Source organism: Nostoc sp. UHCC 0302 (assembly GCF_038096175.1).
Classification (GTDB): domain Bacteria; phylum Cyanobacteriota; class Cyanobacteriia; order Cyanobacteriales; family Nostocaceae; genus UHCC-0302.
In genome coordinates, this window is the sequence record NZ_CP151099.1 from 5,999,793 (window position 1) to 6,014,430 (window position 14,638).

Sequence of the window (14,638 nt, forward strand, 5' to 3'; positions counted from 1 at the left end):
ACACACGGCTTGCGGGGAGAAGAAACTCTTCAGGTTTAACAAGTAATCACATAACCTCTGCGTGAATTACTAGGATAAGTTAGCATCACATTAACTAGTGTTGGCAGTAGCTATGGCGCAGAATTGGTTGCGGATTACGCATCAAGACGACAAAATCCAACTTTCTTGGCAACGCGGATATGAAAGTCCTCGTTTTGCGTCAGAAGTCGCCTTCCAGCAACCCTTCGATGAAGAAAACGCAGCTGAGTTACGCTGGTATTTAGAAGATTATCTAAAGTTTCCTTACGGTATTTTTCCAGATAACGCTGTAAAAATTGAACAAAAATTACAGCGTTGGGGACAAAAGCTATTTGAGCTAGTATTTCGCAGTACAGAGAAAGGAAGAGAGTTTTTTCAAGAAGCGACACGTGAAGGGCTAGATAAATGTGAACTGGGTATCATTTCTGATAACGCCGAAGTGCTGAATTTGCCTTGGGAGTTGCTATATTCCCCCGATTATCAATTTCTTGCACCTTCACTGGCGGGGATGTATCGCAGTCTCAGCAGTCAGGGCGTAAAAGCGCCATTGCCAGCAATGCCCAATGACCAACTGAATATTTTACTAGTTATTGCCCGTCCTGAAGGTGAGCAAGATGTTGGGTTTAAAACCATTGCCCGTCCCCTGCTGGCGGCGCTGCAACCGATACGTCAGCGAGTCAATCTTAAGGTATTGCGTCCCCCTAGCTTGAAAGCATTTGAAGCGGAACTGCAAGCGCATAAGGGTTTTTATCATATCGTCCATTTTGATGGACATGGGAATTTTGACAGCGAGACACAGGGAGTTTTAGTCTTTGAGGATGAACAGGGAAATGAGCAAGCTGTCAGCGCTAGAGAAATCGCCCAATATTTAACAGATTGCCGTGTGCCTATTTTTGTACTGAATGCTTGCAAGTCTGGACAAGTAGGCGAAGAAGCTTTTTCTTCTGTGGCGGGACAGTTGGTGAAATTGGGGGCTAAGGGTGTGGTAGCGATGGCGTATTCAGTTTACGCCAAAGGTGCAGAACACTTTATTGGGCGGTTGTATGGGGAATTAGTCAGGGGAGAGTGTATCGCTACAGCCGTTGCAGCTGGGCGGAAGTCCATGTCTATTGACAAAATGCGCCCCAGCCCCAAAGGAAATTTACCTTTACAAGATTGGCTTGTGCCGGTGTTGTATCAGCAGGAACCCTATACGCCTTTTGTTCCTAAAAAGACAGCACCCAGTTTTGCCGATTTGATGGCGCAAGCAGACAACACTCCAGAAAATAGCAAGGCTGTAGGTTTACCTGATGAAAGTGCTTATGGTTTTATTGGGCGGGATTATGAGATTTTGCGTTTAGAGAGAGCATTTCGGCAAAATCATCTGGTTTTGGTGCAGGGAATGGGCGGCGTTGGTAAAACTGAGTTAGCCGCAGGTTTCGCCCGATGGTTAGATGACACTCAAGGACGTACAGGTGGTATGTTCTTCACCTCCTTTGAACAGGGTGCGGGGTTGAGTCAGGTAATTAACCAAATTGGGAGGGCGTTAGGAGGTGAGAGATTTTCCCAAATGATGCCAAAACAGCAAGAGGATGTGGTGCGGGAATATCTGCAAACTAATCCTTGCTTGTTGATTTGGGATAACTTTGAACCTGTCAACGGTTTCCCTACGGGGAATGAACCATTATTGAGTGGGGAAGAGAGAAACAAGCTGAAGCGGTTTCTTAAAGAATTGCGGGGTGGGAAATCTTGGGTATTAATTACCAGTCGCCGCGAAGAACTTTGGCTAGATTGTGGGTATAGTTTAATCAACTTGCGGGGGTTGTCTCAAGCGGATGCCCAAGAGTTAGCCGCGAAGATTTTGCAAACCGTGGGTGTGGAGAGAAAGAACCTACCAGCAGAGTATTTAGAATTGTTGAAATTGTTGGGGGGACATCCGTTGTCTTTGCGGGTGGTGTTGCCGCATTTAAAGACACAGACACCTGTGCAGTTAATTGAGGCGCTGCGGCGGGGGTTAGATACTTTTAGGGGACAAGAGGAAGAAGGGAGAGAAAAATCTCTTACTGTGTCGTTGGATTATTCCTTTGCCAAGTTGTCAGAACGAACACGTCAGCATTTACCATTTTTGGCGCTGTTTTCGGAACGGGTTAATGCACATTGGCTGCATAGTTTTTCAAAAAATCCTGATGATAGCTATGGACAAGCTTATCAAGCGGTGTTTGGGGAGAACTTGCAAAAACCAGATTGGATGAGAATTCTCAACGAAGCCGCCGCCGCAGGTATTTTGGAGTATTTGGGTGAGAGTATCTATAAAATTCACCCAGCACTACCTTGGTATTTGCGCCAGCAGTTAAACACAATTACTTCCCAGGAGGTGATTAACGAACTCGAAAAAAAGTTGCTGATTTTCTACGCTTATTTGGCGGATAGCTACCGTGAGAAACTCATCAGCAACGCAGAACTAGCAACTTTTGTGCTGCGGGTGGAAGAACCAAATCTGTTGCAAAATCTGCGCCTTGCTGAACATCAGCAGGAATGGGCTTATGCACAATGGATTCTGCAAGCCTTGGGAGAAGTGTATAAGCGCATAGGGCGCAAACCCGAATTTAAGTCACTGCGACAACGGACGCTGAGGCATATTGGTATTCATTTGACAGATGCCAAAGCAAAGGGTGAAGATGCTTTGAATTTCTGGATATATCTACGGATTGAAGATGCCAATGAAGCCGCTCAAAGTGCTGACTTGGAAGGGGCAAGGAAAGTCTATCAAGAAATTCTGGATGAACTGATAGCTGTAAATGACTCCTCAGTGAATAACAAAATTGCCACTGCTAATCATAATCTAGGCAATATTGCCCAAGAGCAACGGCAGTTTGATGTGGCTGTTGATTACTACAACAAGGCGCTGAAGATAAAAGAAGATGCCGGGGATTTGTACAGTGCTGCTAGTGACTATCACCAACTGGGCATAGTAGCCCAAGAGCAACGGCAGTTTGATGTGGCTGTTAATTACTACAACAAGGCGCTGAAGATATATGAAGATGCCGGGGATTTGTACAGTGCTGCTAGAGAATATCACCACCTGGGCATAGTAGCCCAAGAGCAACGGCAGTTTGATGTGGCTGTTGATTACTACAATAAGGCGCTGAAGATATTTGAAGATGCCGGGGATTTGTACAGTGCTGCTAGAGAATATCACCACCTGGGCAGGGTAGCCGAAGAGCAACGGCAGTTTGATGTGGTTGTTGATTACTACAACAAGGCGCTGAAGATATATGAAGATGCCGGGGATTTGTACAATGCTGCTAAAGAATATCACCAACTGGGCATGGTAGCCCAAGAGCAACGGCAGTTTGATGTGGCTGTTGATTACTACAACAAGGCGCTGAAGATAAGAGAAGATGCCGGGGATTTGTACAGTGCTGCTAGTGACTATCATCAACTGGGCAGGATAGCCGAAGAGCAACGGCAGTTTGATGTGGCTGTTGATTACTACAACAAGGCGCTGAAGATATTAGAAGATGTCGGGGATTTGTACAGTGCTGCTAGAGAATATCATCACCTGGGCATAGTAGCCCAAGAGCAACGGCAGTTTGATGTGGCTGTTGATTACTACAACAAGGCGCTGAAGATATATGAAGATGCCGGGGATTTGTACAATGCTGCTGATGAATATCACCAACTGGGCAGGGTAGCCGAAGAGCAACGGCAGTTTGATGTGGCTGTTGATTACTACAACAAAGCGCTGAAGATATATGAAGATGCCGGGGATTTCTACAGGGCTGCTAGTGACTATCATCAACTGGGCATGGTAGCCGAAGAGCAACGGCAGTTTGATGTGGCTGTTGATTACTACAACAAGGCGCTGAAGATAAGAGAAGATGCCGGGGATTTGTACAGTGCTGCTAGTGAATATCACCAACTGGGCATGGTAGCCGAAGAGCAACGGCAGTTTGATGTGGCTGTTGATTATTATCAAAAAACCTATAAAGTTTTTGAGCAATTCCGCGATTGGTATTGGGCTTCACAAACATTGGGTAAGTGGGGAAGGGTTTTAGAAGCTCAAGAAAATTACGCTGAGGCTTTGCAAATTTACATTCGTGCTTTGGCTATTGAACTAAAGCATAATAATCAAGATGGGATTGGTTATTATATCCATGCTTTAGCCCGTATGCTCAAGCAGTTAGGAGAAAGCCAGTTTCAAACCATTTGGCGCGAGGCGACGGGTGAAGAGTGTGCTGGAGAGTATCGCAAGGCAATTTGGACAGCGCGAGATAGGCTAGAAACAGAGTCGTAGGTTGCAGTGCAAGATTTATTGCCAACGTCAAATCATTCATAAGTTTTATTTAAGCATTGCTTGCGATGTCTACGACGGGCTACGCCTACGCACAGAGCGCACTACCCTAAAGAGCGATGCATGAGCATTTGCCACCAACATCGTAATATTGATGACCAATATCGTAATGTTGGTGACCAATATCGTAATGTTAGTGGCCAACATCGTAATGTTAATGACCAATATCGTAATGTTGATGACCAATATCGTAATGTTGGTGACCAATATCGTAATGTTGGTGACCAATATCGTAATGTTGGTGACGACAAGCTAGTTATTCAGAACTGCGATGTCTACGATGTACCCCTACGCAACATTTACAGCAGCAGTGTTTTATCCTAGAAACAAAAAGGGCAAAAGTATGCAAGCCTACAAGCTCAACGCCACAATTGATGAATCAGGTCATTTAATTATTGACGAACCTCTAAATATTGCTCCTGGAAAAGTGGAAGTGATTATTTTGCAGCCAGTTCCATCCTTGGAAAATTCTACTGAGTCACAGCCAGAAAAGCCGAGAAGAAAGTCTAAAGTAAAAGCATTTGAAGGTTTATTTGAAAATGCCCCACCAACACCACCAGACTTTGACCCAGACCAAGCCCGATGGGAAGCTTTAAAGGAGAAACATAATCTGTGAAAATCTTGTTAGACACCAACATCATTGTAGATGATGCCCTTGAGCGTGAACCTTTTCTAGAGGTAAGCGAACAAGTGCTGGTGCTAGTTGAGCAAGGACAGGTAGAAGGTTATATTTCCGCCTCAACTTTTAGTGATTTGTATTACATCATCCGTAGAGCAAGAGGTCGAGAGTGGACACTTACTTATTTAAGGCAGTTGGTCAACTTCTGCCGTATAGCTACCGTAGACAGTACTGCAATCAACATGGCACTAAACCTTAACTTTAGAGATTTTGAAGACGCTATTCAATACAGCGCTGCGGTACTCAATCACTTAGATGCTATTATTACTCGCAACCCTAGAGATTTTCCAGTTGCTACTCCCAGAATTATCACACCTGAAGAGTTGATTCAGGAACTAACAACTACTCCATAAATAATTAAGTTAAATATATATGAATGCCCAATTAACCCCTGTCGAAATCCAAGAACTTCAGCAACTTTTGCCAAACGACACCCCAGCGCAATATGCACTTACTACTCTGCAACAACACAATGGCAATCTAGAAGCAAGTTTTGATGCACTTTGGCAAGAGAAAGTCGGCAAAACAGATTATGGTAAGGGCAAAAAATCTCTTTTACAACTCACCCTCAATGAAATCCGCGCGGAAATCTGTGGTGATGATGGTTTACAGGGCAAAATCAAAGAATACACCAAGAACCCTGGTAGTGCTTCTCTGCTTAATAGTATTATTGGTTCACTGGTGGCAGTTGCAGCAGTAAATGGAATACCGATGGATGCTGCGATCGCTACAATTGTGGTGTTATATATTTTGAAAATTGGGATAAACGTCTTCTGCAAGTATACTGAGCCAGATAGTGAGTGAGAGCAAAGATACAAAGGAAACAAGGGAGACAAAAATAATAACTCTTAACTCTTGTACAGAAGCGTAGACGCTCGAAGAGCGGCTTCTCGTAAGAGTATAATCGCGTCTCCCCTCATGTCCCTGGTAAATTTCGCAAACGCTCATCCAAATGAGTACGGTCTGCCAAAGCTTGCAAAAGTGTGCCATGTGAAGTAAATTCTACAATACTGACTGACCCCACAGGGCATCCTAAACGAAACCGAAAGCGTCCCACATCAATACCTAAAAAGCTACACAGCATAATTCTAATAGTTGCCTTGTGGGAAACAATTAAAACATTCCCACTACTATAAAGCTGCTTAATTTCTTCAATTACCTGTATAGCACGAGCAGCAATTGTAACTGCCATTTCCCCACCAGTTGGGGCGTACCAAGCCGGATCGGCTGACCAACGTATATAATCATCATGATATTCGCGGCTAACTATTTCTGGTGTTTTACCTTCCCACTTACCATAGTTAATTTCTTTCAAACCATCCCGTAGTTGTGGTTCCATCCCGATGGCTGTATACAGAGGTTTCGCTGTTTCCACAGTTCGCTGCATTGGGCTACAAAAGATTGCATTCCAAGGCTTAGAACTGTATGCAGATGCAAAAGCCTTTGCCATTTCCAATCCTTCCGGGGTAAGTTCTGAATTTATAGAACCGCAAAAGGAATTATTACGACTGCATTCTGTCTGCCCGTGACGGAGGAAGTAAAGAGTTAGACTCACAGTATATATATTCTCATCGATTTTAAATTGAGAAGCGCTAACAACCAGAACTAGCTGAGGATAATTAATACCTGTGGTATCTTACTACAAATTTTTGATAATTTTGATGTTATAAGGTAACAAGTATACAGCGATGTGCTTCGTGGAGCGATCGCTTCTTCCCGCAGATATATTTTTAAACTAGCTTATGTTTTTTATTGACACATAAAAAACTGGAAGCTATTCAAGTTTTTGAGCTTCCAGTAATTACGATATAAATTACAAATTTACAAAACAGACATAATCCTGGTTGGGAGGACTAGAATTATGTTTAGTTGTCAGAGAAGCGTATTAGCTGTAAGTTCTACCAGCCATGACAACGATTTTCCTGTAGCCTTTCTATTTCCGTTCCTGACATTAGTGTTAAACGCGATTTTGAGAAAATCAAGCAACACCAATCGCAGTACATAAAGCTTTACGAGTAATGCTTCCACCGTCTGCAGAATCAGCGGATGACATAAAAATTTTAGATTGGGGGAATCCACCGCTCCAAATTTTCTTTACTCAAACTTATTTGGAAATAAAACCACCAGCAGCAACAGTTGAATCGTCAGTCTTGGTGTAGGAGTTATTTACTCCACGAAATACTAACTGCTTTAGTAATCAGCTTGATATATTTCATGGTCGTAACTAATTATTCATTTTATTTTTGAAAATGAATTTGTTTGCCAACTACCTCTATGTCTTATTTAAGTTGTTATATGTAATTTATACTATTTTACCGTTGTATATTTGCCATTTTGGCATATTTTTGCCAGGAGCTTAATTAATGCCTATATCTAGATGTATTCCGCTGTTGGATATTAAGTAAGCATCTATTCTTTAGTATTATTAACTACAAGATTTGCATAAATACCAAATATAGATGATACCCATACCTGAATCATTCCGGGGTACTATTTATTATTTATCCAAAATAATAAATTAAAAATCAGCAAAGTAACATTCTAATATAAAGAACCTGCCATGCTACAAATTTGTAATTAGCATGGTAGGTTATCAAGCAATCTATCAACTTGAGACTAAATTCTATGGATTTAATCTATTTATTTATCAAATTGACAGAATGTTCAGGAAATTTATAGCAGTCCTAAATCATTCGTGAAAATTTGAGGTTGTTACGACCCCCCTGTAGTCCCCCCTTGGTAAGGGGGGACGGCGTTAGCCGGGGGGTGAATTTTTTTACAATTTATTTAGGATTGCTATATTGAGTAGTTTCTGGCTTTAATGGCATTTGGTTGGTATTTATTAATTTGCTTGCTTTGCCAACCTCTGACCCAGATTGTTACTACGAATTTCTGTTTTTTGTTTTCCAACTACTTCCAGATAAGCTATGTCTTTTATTTTAGTTAAACAAGTCGCTGAAAGATTGCTATCAGACCTTGTATCATTAGACTGTTTAACTATTTTTAGATTTTCATTTTGCTGTTGGTTAACTCGGTTAGACTTAGAGTTTTCTTTGAGTAATCGATTATAAGTGCGGTATGGAATGTAATGTAGAGGATTGTAGCCAGCAAATCGCAGCATTAAAACACAAGCCCAAGAATACTTTCCGGCAAGAATAGCTTCAACTACTTTGTCAAATTGCTGAGACTTCATTGTTTGATCTAAGGTACTACTAATGCTAGCAATGTCTTGATTCATAGTGTTTAGTTCTCTTGAATAAAGTAAACCAGTCTAGTTTCTGCGATTGTTGGTATTTCAGTTGATATTTACAAACTGCTCAGCCTTTATACAGATGCTTAACTGCTTCTATAAAAACGCTAGGAATGAGGCGTTAGCAGATGCTTAAGAAGGAAAAACTCGAAAAAGCTAAAGTGTAGCTCTTGGTAGATATAACTTTACCCATAGTTAAAGTCTTATAACTCCTAATTCAATTGTTCTTTCCTAGCTATTTAATTATATAAAAGCTGGATAAATAATTAGGAGATGTCCTGTAAATTTGCATATTCATTAGGCTATTTTTGGAAAAATCTCATCTTTGAACATTAAGAACAATATTCGTATTTATACTATATTGCTGCTATAACGTCATTTGCTAATTTCACAGGGTAATAACTTAAATTTACTGAACATATTTCAAGCTTTGCTTATGTAATGTGCAACTTTGAATTTTGTCCCTGTTTAATAATTAGAGAGGGGTGTTACCCCTCACAGACTATTAATTTGGAACTTTGATTATTCTCAATATACTCGAAATGTTTATGATCAACTATGGGGTGTTAGACCCCACAAATTAAACAATATATATAGTGACAAAAAAGTGTTCTCAGCCGTAGTGGTTGAAAATGATTTCCATATTTCTTATAGATTAAAAATGTTATCTATTAGAACAAAAAAGCTTACCAGCTATAGGTTAAAGCTAAAATTTTCTGATAAGTTTATGTAAGTTTATCGTAAATTTTTCATGATTATTGTTTAATAAATCTATGCAACAACTTGTTAAAAATACAGATTTATGATATGTTGAATAAACATTTTTATAAGCACACTAAAATATCACAAAACAGCTATAATGTGATTTTTTAAACAATAAGAATATAGCAAGCTATGCTTATAGCTTTAGATGAGTTATTAAATAATAAAAACTAATTTATTTAAATGCTGCTAAGTAGATTCAGTAACAATTAGCCAGGATATTAATGACTTGCTCAAATAAAGATACTCGGTGTAAAACGAGGATACATTCTAGGTGATGAACCCCACAAATATGATGAAATATGATTAAAGTTGTGCAGCCCGGATTAATCTAAATTAGGTTATTACTGAAACTGGCATTCTCGTTTGACATCTAGGGCGCTAGTTGTTTTAACCAAAATCAGAATTTGGCGGTTTATAATCAGTGTGCGATCGCTTCACTTCTAAGAGTGTGACATTTAAAGTGTCTCAGTTTTATCTCATTGATAAGTTCTGCATCAAATGCAGTTCCTTTAACTCTTATTGACTAAAAGGAGTTCAAAGTTAATAAGACTTACGCACAAGTGACGGAAGAATCGAACCGCAGAGGCACAGAGACCACAGAGGAATGAGAGTTTGAGAGGTATTTTACGTAAGTCCTGGTTAAATTCCGGTTTTTTGAGTTAGCTTATTAACTTTTGCCGTTTAGGCGGTTACAGCGTGAAAAAGTTGATAATTGTTTCACTGTTTGGGTTTTGTATCATTCCAACAGCCTCTGCAAAACGCAATTAATTGTGTTTTGACTCACCCATTGCTTAGGTATCATTTTCCAGTGGCTTTTCTTGAGTAAAAGTTTGGTAAACAGCATTTTACCAGGAAATCTCAGCCTCAGTTTACACTGGAATATTTATTGTGTCCTGATAGAATTTTGATTCGCGTCGTCAATAAATATCTCATACTTTATGAAACTTTTATTTACTGTTTATCCAGTATCCATCTTTTTACTTAGCCTAAGTTAGTACTCAAAACTACAAATTACTAACTGCAAACATCGCTAAATGCAGTTATTTTTGTCACACCTGTTTTTAGCAAGAGGCGACTTATAACTGTACTTTTACATCAATACAGTCGACGAATCGATTCTTTTGGCTTGGAACTTGTCAAATATGAACATATTCTTGGGTATATTAGGAAACTTTATCGCTAAACCTGCCAATATTTGCATTTTTTCAAACATTAGTTTTGAGTTTTAAATCTTTCAACTCTTACGATTACTTAAATTTTCTGCCGTTTCCGGAAACACCCGGAAAATAAAATCACAGATGTAGACTCTGCTCTTTCTTATCAAAAAGAAGTATATTTAAAAACTTGTATCATAAACTATCTATGTATATCTGTATGTAGCTAAAGTTGCACATTTAATATCAAGCTATTTGATAACTAAGCACACCAATCACATAGCATTTTCTCTTACATCTGTTGTTGAAAAATGGCTGAAACCTATTACTATTAAGGCTAATATTGCTTTCTGTGCAAAAGATTTATTAATAGTGGTTAGTAGCGAATGCAACTAACCACTGACGATGATTATGATTATTTAGATTGGCAATCAATCAATTAATGACTAAGTAAATTGCCCAAATTGCCATTGCCCGGAGGTAAGTGCTAGCACGGAATGTACCAGCTGCGGTGATAGCTTCAGGTGTGCGAAATTGCAACCCATTGTTGTAAATTTGCTCTACCACAGATTGTGTCAATCTAAATGCTTCATCTTTCATTTCCATTTGTACAAGAAAAGCCGCCAGTCCAAAGTTAATCCCAGTCCAGACTTCTAAGGGATGGGTAGCTTTGGGGTTTTCGGGTGAACCGTCAGGACGAACACCATTAGCCGCACCAAATTCACCATTGCAGAATTTCAGGAAGCAAGCATCATAAACAGTTTTCAGAGCAGAGAGGGCGCGATCGCTTGGTACAATATCCGGTAAGTCCAGTAGCCGGGCGTAGAATTGTCCACACAATTGATCTGCCATCACCACATCAGAACCACTCTCGCTATCAAGTTTGTAATATTGTCCATTCCAGAGTTTCTCGTCATAGATTGGGCGAGATTGTTTTAACCAAGCTTCATAGGTGGATTTTTGAACTCTTAACTCCTCTGTATTCTCTGCGCCTCTGCGGTTCATTAATAAAACTTCGCTAATTGCGATCGCAGCCTCCAGTGCTGCTAACCACAAACCACCACAATAGGCACTGACACCTTGTAACCGCCAATCATCAAAAGTTTGATCAGGCGCACCAGAGTTTTCGGGAATACCATCGCCATCTTTGTCAAAGGTTTTAAGATAATCTAGGGTTTGGACAATTGCACCCCAGCAGTCTGCGAGGAATTCTACATCATCAGCACCCGTGAGCAGAAAATCTCGGTATACTTGCAAGACAAAATCACTACCGAGATCCTTCCATAAATTGCAGTCTTGATAACTGGTGTAGTTGGTTTTCTGCCAGACGTGTTCATTGGGTGCGCCTAAATCGTGGGGTGTTGCACCTGCAACTTTACGAACAGCAAGGGGACTTTCGGCTTTAATTGTTAAATAATAACCAATTACCCGGCGAGTATCGTCACTTTGGGGAATTGCCCGTGCAAATGCCCGCATCACCGACTTTTCCAATTCAGGAAACAGCATCAGCAGCCCAAAAGAACCGTATAACCGCACATCTAAACTTTCGTACCAGCGGTAATCTAAGCACTCTAACACCGCAAACTGACCGATGGGATCTAATTCTGATGCCGCACTCCAGAGAGTACCGCCGCTAGTCAAATCATAAAGCTCATTGAATAGAGCCATTTTGAACCAAGACGGTAAATCTTCCCGGTCGAGAATTGGTTTTTGCCAACTTTGAATCTGCGATCGCCAACTTTGATACTCTTGTAGTGCAGTGGACGCGATCGCCCAAGCATTGTTACCATCTTTACCAAAAAAGTCTGTATATCTGCGGTAATAATTAACCCCGGCGGCAAATTCGGTGATGGGGAAATCCCAAGCGAGAACAAAGGGGACTTCTAGAGTCTCCCCTGGTTGGAGAGTGAAACGAATTGCAATCGCAGCCCCTAACTGTTCGCCTGCTGCTGCTGGATTTGCATCTATATAATTAGGCAAAGAACCATCTTCGGCAAAGCTTTGCCACACATCATCACCCGTACCTTCAGGATTCCAGCAGCTGTGGTGAAACACCTCCACTTGCGGATGTTTCGGCGTCGCAATACACCACTGTCCGTCCCCTTCTTGTAAAGGTTCATCACTACCAACCCGTCCTAAAACACAACCAAAATGTTGTGTATCTTCAACTATCTGGTTATAGTTGCCTTGACTTTCACCCCAGCGCGGTTGATATTCGTAAACCGGACTTCCATCATCACGCACCCGCACTTGGGGAGATTTCAGGGCGTTAGTAAACCAACCCGCAGTATTTTGCCAAGTCAGCATGATGCTGAGAGTAATAGGTGCATCAGTTGGGTTATGAGCATTCCAGAGAAACACTGCTACAGGGTAGCTAGTTTCTTGATAATTATCTGCCCAAACCGGAGAAAACTGCTCACAAGTTAACTCTGCTTCAAATACATTTTCATACACAAACCAGCTACGGGGATACAAAGCGTGATAAATTCCCGTTAGCCTCTGTTGATGGATAGAAGAAAGTTCTCCCCCACTCTCCCCCTCTCCCCCTCCTCTACTCCTTGGATACCATTTCCATGCTTGCAAAGTATCATCTTCCGCTGATTGAGTAGACAAAGCATATGCCTGGGAAGATGTGCCATTAGATTCAAACACACTGAATTGACAAGCCGGAATATTTTTGAAGATATGTTCACCGCCGTCGATGTGCCAGAGGTTAAAGTCTCCCCGCGAAGAACGACCGATGCAACCTGCACCAAAGCCACCTAAAGGCATACCATGCCAAGGCCCATCATCAATATTGCTAGCGTAGCGGACAGTATAGGGTTTTTCCCAACCTAAACCAATGGGACGATTCCAAGTGTAAGCGGGGATTTTCGGAGAGGGTTGATTTGTCATCACCTGATGTCACAGCGTGCAGTTACGTCAATGAAGACTAGCGCGATGTGCGATTTTTCTCAAGTAAAACAATGTTTTTAGCTTCCAATACAAATTTGTACTAGACAGAAGCTTTCAGATAGCATTAAATTAAGTGCAAGTTTAATGCATAATCAACTCTATGCTAAACATTAATCGAGACATTCATTCACTCTCTAGCTTTAAACGCAATACTTTGGAATTCCTACAGCAGATGAAGCAAACAGGAAAGCCTGTAGTGCTGACAGTTAATGGCAAAGCCGAACTTGTAGTTCAGGATGCAGAGTCTTACCAAAAACTGCTGGATGCTTTGGAAAGATTGGAAGCGATGTCTTCGACGGGCTACGCCTACGCCTCAATTAAGCAGGGGCTTGAAGATGTAGAGGCTGGTAGAATAAGTACCCTTAACGAATTTGAGCAAGAAATGCAGCAAAAGTATGGCATTTCAAGTTAGGGTGACTCAGACTGCAAAAGCTGAAATTGATGCTGCTTACTCTTGGTTGAGACAGCACAAACCAGTTTATGCAGATAAATGGTTTCGGGAGTTGATGGATACTATTGCTACTCTGCAAGAAAAGCCTCTACGTTGCGCTTTAGCTCCAGAAAATGATGCACTTGCTGAAGAAATTCGTCAACTTGTTTACGGTAAGTCAAGAAATAAGTACTGAATTTTGTTCGCTATTCGAGAAGATACTGTTTTTGTGCTTCATGTACGTCATAGTTCCCAAGCTCCGCTCAGAGGCGAGGAAGTAGACGAGGAAGAAGAATGTTGATTGTTCAAAGCGTGGCGATCGCCCACCCTGAAAACTGAGAACTCCGAGATCAGAACTTGATACTCCGAGATCAGAACTTGATACTCCGAGATCAGAACTTGATACTCCGAGATCAGAACTTGATACTCCGAGATCAAAACTTGAAACTCCGAGATCAAAACTTAAAACTCCGAGATCAGAACTTGAAACTCCGAGATCAGAACTTGGAACTCCGAGATTGGAACTCAAACTTTCATGCTCAGAACTGCAACATCCGAGATCCAAAGGTCAATGATGGTGATTGGAAGGCGTAGGCAAAGCCCGTCGGAGATATCGCTTCCGTAATGTTTAGCATAGCTGAAAGTATAAAGTTTATCTCTGCCAAAGCAAAACCTTAACTACTGGAATTTTGCTTATTTTCAGGAAACTTACACTTCACCTCAATTTCAAAATTACTCTCAGCCGAACCTTCAGTTACAAAAGGGATACCAGTTTTCCCGCCTATCTTCAAGCCAAACTTTAAAGTCACCTCTTCGACTTCGGCTGCACCTAAATTTTTAAAAGCGCCAATAGCATATTTGGTATAAGCTCGAATTTGATGGTGAACTTCCTCAATCTTGACAAATGCTTCTTCCCGCCAACCGTAGGATTCTTTATCTTCATCAACCTCCGGTGTGACTATTTCTGGAATACTTGGCGTTTCCTTTGACTCGAACAGAATTGTATATTTTTCCCCGTCTTCTTCAAAGACTAAACGTTCTATGTTCGACATCA

General features: G+C 41.1%; 11 protein-coding genes. 7 read left to right on the top strand and 4 right to left on the bottom strand.

Translation table 11 applies throughout. The features are described from left to right. Positions 1 to 112 precede the first annotated feature (112 nt). The 5 genes from WKK05_RS25950 (at position 113) to WKK05_RS25970 (ending at position 5,834) form a co-directional block, all read left to right on the top strand. Positions 113 to 4,294, top strand: a complete 4,182-nt coding sequence (locus WKK05_RS25950) for a tetratricopeptide repeat protein (RefSeq protein WP_341525923.1) — start codon at positions 113 to 115, stop codon at positions 4,292 to 4,294. A 120-nt stretch (positions 4,295 to 4,414) separates the two neighbouring features. After that, positions 4,415 to 4,675 (top strand): hypothetical protein, encoded by a 261-nt coding sequence (locus WKK05_RS25955; RefSeq protein WP_341525924.1) that lies wholly within the window; start codon positions 4,415 to 4,417, stop codon positions 4,673 to 4,675. A gap of 19 nt (positions 4,676 to 4,694) precedes the next feature. After that, positions 4,695 to 4,967 (top strand): hypothetical protein, encoded by a 273-nt coding sequence (locus WKK05_RS25960; protein ID WP_341525925.1) that lies wholly within the window; start codon positions 4,695 to 4,697, stop codon positions 4,965 to 4,967. Further along, a complete protein-coding gene (locus WKK05_RS25965) occupies positions 4,964 to 5,383 on the top strand; it encodes a PIN domain-containing protein (protein ID WP_341525926.1) in 420 nt (139 codons plus the stop codon). Before WKK05_RS25960 ends, WKK05_RS25965 begins: the two co-directional genes overlap by 4 nt. Positions 5,384 to 5,402: 19 nt before the next feature. Next, positions 5,403 to 5,834 (top strand): hypothetical protein, encoded by a 432-nt coding sequence (locus tag WKK05_RS25970; RefSeq protein WP_341525927.1) that lies wholly within the window; start codon positions 5,403 to 5,405, stop codon positions 5,832 to 5,834. A gap of 112 nt (positions 5,835 to 5,946) precedes the next feature. On the opposite strand, the gene WKK05_RS25975 is transcribed toward WKK05_RS25970, so the two are convergent. The 3 genes from WKK05_RS25975 to WKK05_RS25985 all read right to left on the bottom strand — a co-directional run bounded on the left by WKK05_RS25975 (position 5,947) and on the right by WKK05_RS25985 (position 13,094). Next, positions 5,947 to 6,585: a histidine phosphatase family protein gene (locus WKK05_RS25975; RefSeq protein WP_341525928.1), complete on the bottom strand. Its 639-nt coding sequence runs from the start codon at positions 6,583 to 6,585 to the stop codon at positions 5,947 to 5,949. 1,287 nt (positions 6,586 to 7,872) lie between these two features. Continuing rightward, complete coding sequence (locus WKK05_RS25980) at positions 7,873 to 8,268, bottom strand: HetP family heterocyst commitment protein (RefSeq protein WP_341525929.1); 396 nt, start codon at positions 8,266 to 8,268, stop codon at positions 7,873 to 7,875. Between the two features lie 2,366 nt (positions 8,269 to 10,634). Further along, positions 10,635 to 13,094 carry a GH116 family glycosyl hydrolase gene (locus WKK05_RS25985; protein WP_341525930.1) on the bottom strand — a complete coding sequence of 820 codons (2,460 nt, stop codon included), beginning with the start codon at positions 13,092 to 13,094 and terminating at the stop codon, positions 10,635 to 10,637. Between the two features lie 160 nt (positions 13,095 to 13,254). Between WKK05_RS25985 and WKK05_RS25990 the strand changes: the two genes are divergently transcribed. Beyond that, positions 13,255 to 13,566 (top strand): type II toxin-antitoxin system Phd/YefM family antitoxin, encoded by a 312-nt coding sequence (locus tag WKK05_RS25990; RefSeq protein ID WP_341525932.1) that lies wholly within the window; start codon positions 13,255 to 13,257, stop codon positions 13,564 to 13,566. Next, positions 13,550 to 13,780, top strand: a complete 231-nt coding sequence (locus WKK05_RS25995) for a type II toxin-antitoxin system RelE/ParE family toxin (RefSeq protein WP_341525933.1) — start codon at positions 13,550 to 13,552, stop codon at positions 13,778 to 13,780. The genes WKK05_RS25990 and WKK05_RS25995 overlap by 17 nt, the downstream gene beginning before the upstream one ends. Before the next feature lie 478 nt (positions 13,781 to 14,258). On the opposite strand, the gene WKK05_RS26000 is transcribed toward WKK05_RS25995, so the two are convergent. Beyond that, a complete protein-coding gene (locus tag WKK05_RS26000; RefSeq protein WP_341525934.1) occupies positions 14,259 to 14,636 on the bottom strand; it encodes a CU044_2847 family protein in 378 nt (125 codons plus the stop codon). Between the last annotated feature and the right edge of the window lie 2 nt (positions 14,637 to 14,638).

Excerpts from the sequence above, each read along its gene's own strand:
- WKK05_RS25960 (WP_341525925.1), top strand. The coding sequence starts at position 4,695 with ATGCAAGCCTACAAGCTCAACGCCACAATTGATGAATCAGGTCATTTA.
- WKK05_RS26000 (WP_341525934.1), bottom strand. The coding sequence starts at position 14,636 with ATGTCGAACATAGAACGTTTAGTCTTTGAAGAAGACGGGGAAAAATAT.
- WKK05_RS25995 (WP_341525933.1), top strand. The coding sequence starts at position 13,550 with ATGGCATTTCAAGTTAGGGTGACTCAGACTGCAAAAGCTGAAATTGAT.
- WKK05_RS25980 (WP_341525929.1), bottom strand. The coding sequence starts at position 8,268 with ATGAATCAAGACATTGCTAGCATTAGTAGTACCTTAGATCAAACAATG.
- WKK05_RS25985 (WP_341525930.1), bottom strand. The coding sequence starts at position 13,094 with ATGACAAATCAACCCTCTCCGAAAATCCCCGCTTACACTTGGAATCGT.
- WKK05_RS25950 (WP_341525923.1), top strand. The coding sequence starts at position 113 with ATGGCGCAGAATTGGTTGCGGATTACGCATCAAGACGACAAAATCCAA.
- WKK05_RS25955 (WP_341525924.1), top strand. The coding sequence starts at position 4,415 with ATGAGCATTTGCCACCAACATCGTAATATTGATGACCAATATCGTAAT.
- WKK05_RS25990 (WP_341525932.1), top strand. The coding sequence starts at position 13,255 with ATGCTAAACATTAATCGAGACATTCATTCACTCTCTAGCTTTAAACGC.
- WKK05_RS25970 (WP_341525927.1), top strand. The coding sequence starts at position 5,403 with ATGAATGCCCAATTAACCCCTGTCGAAATCCAAGAACTTCAGCAACTT.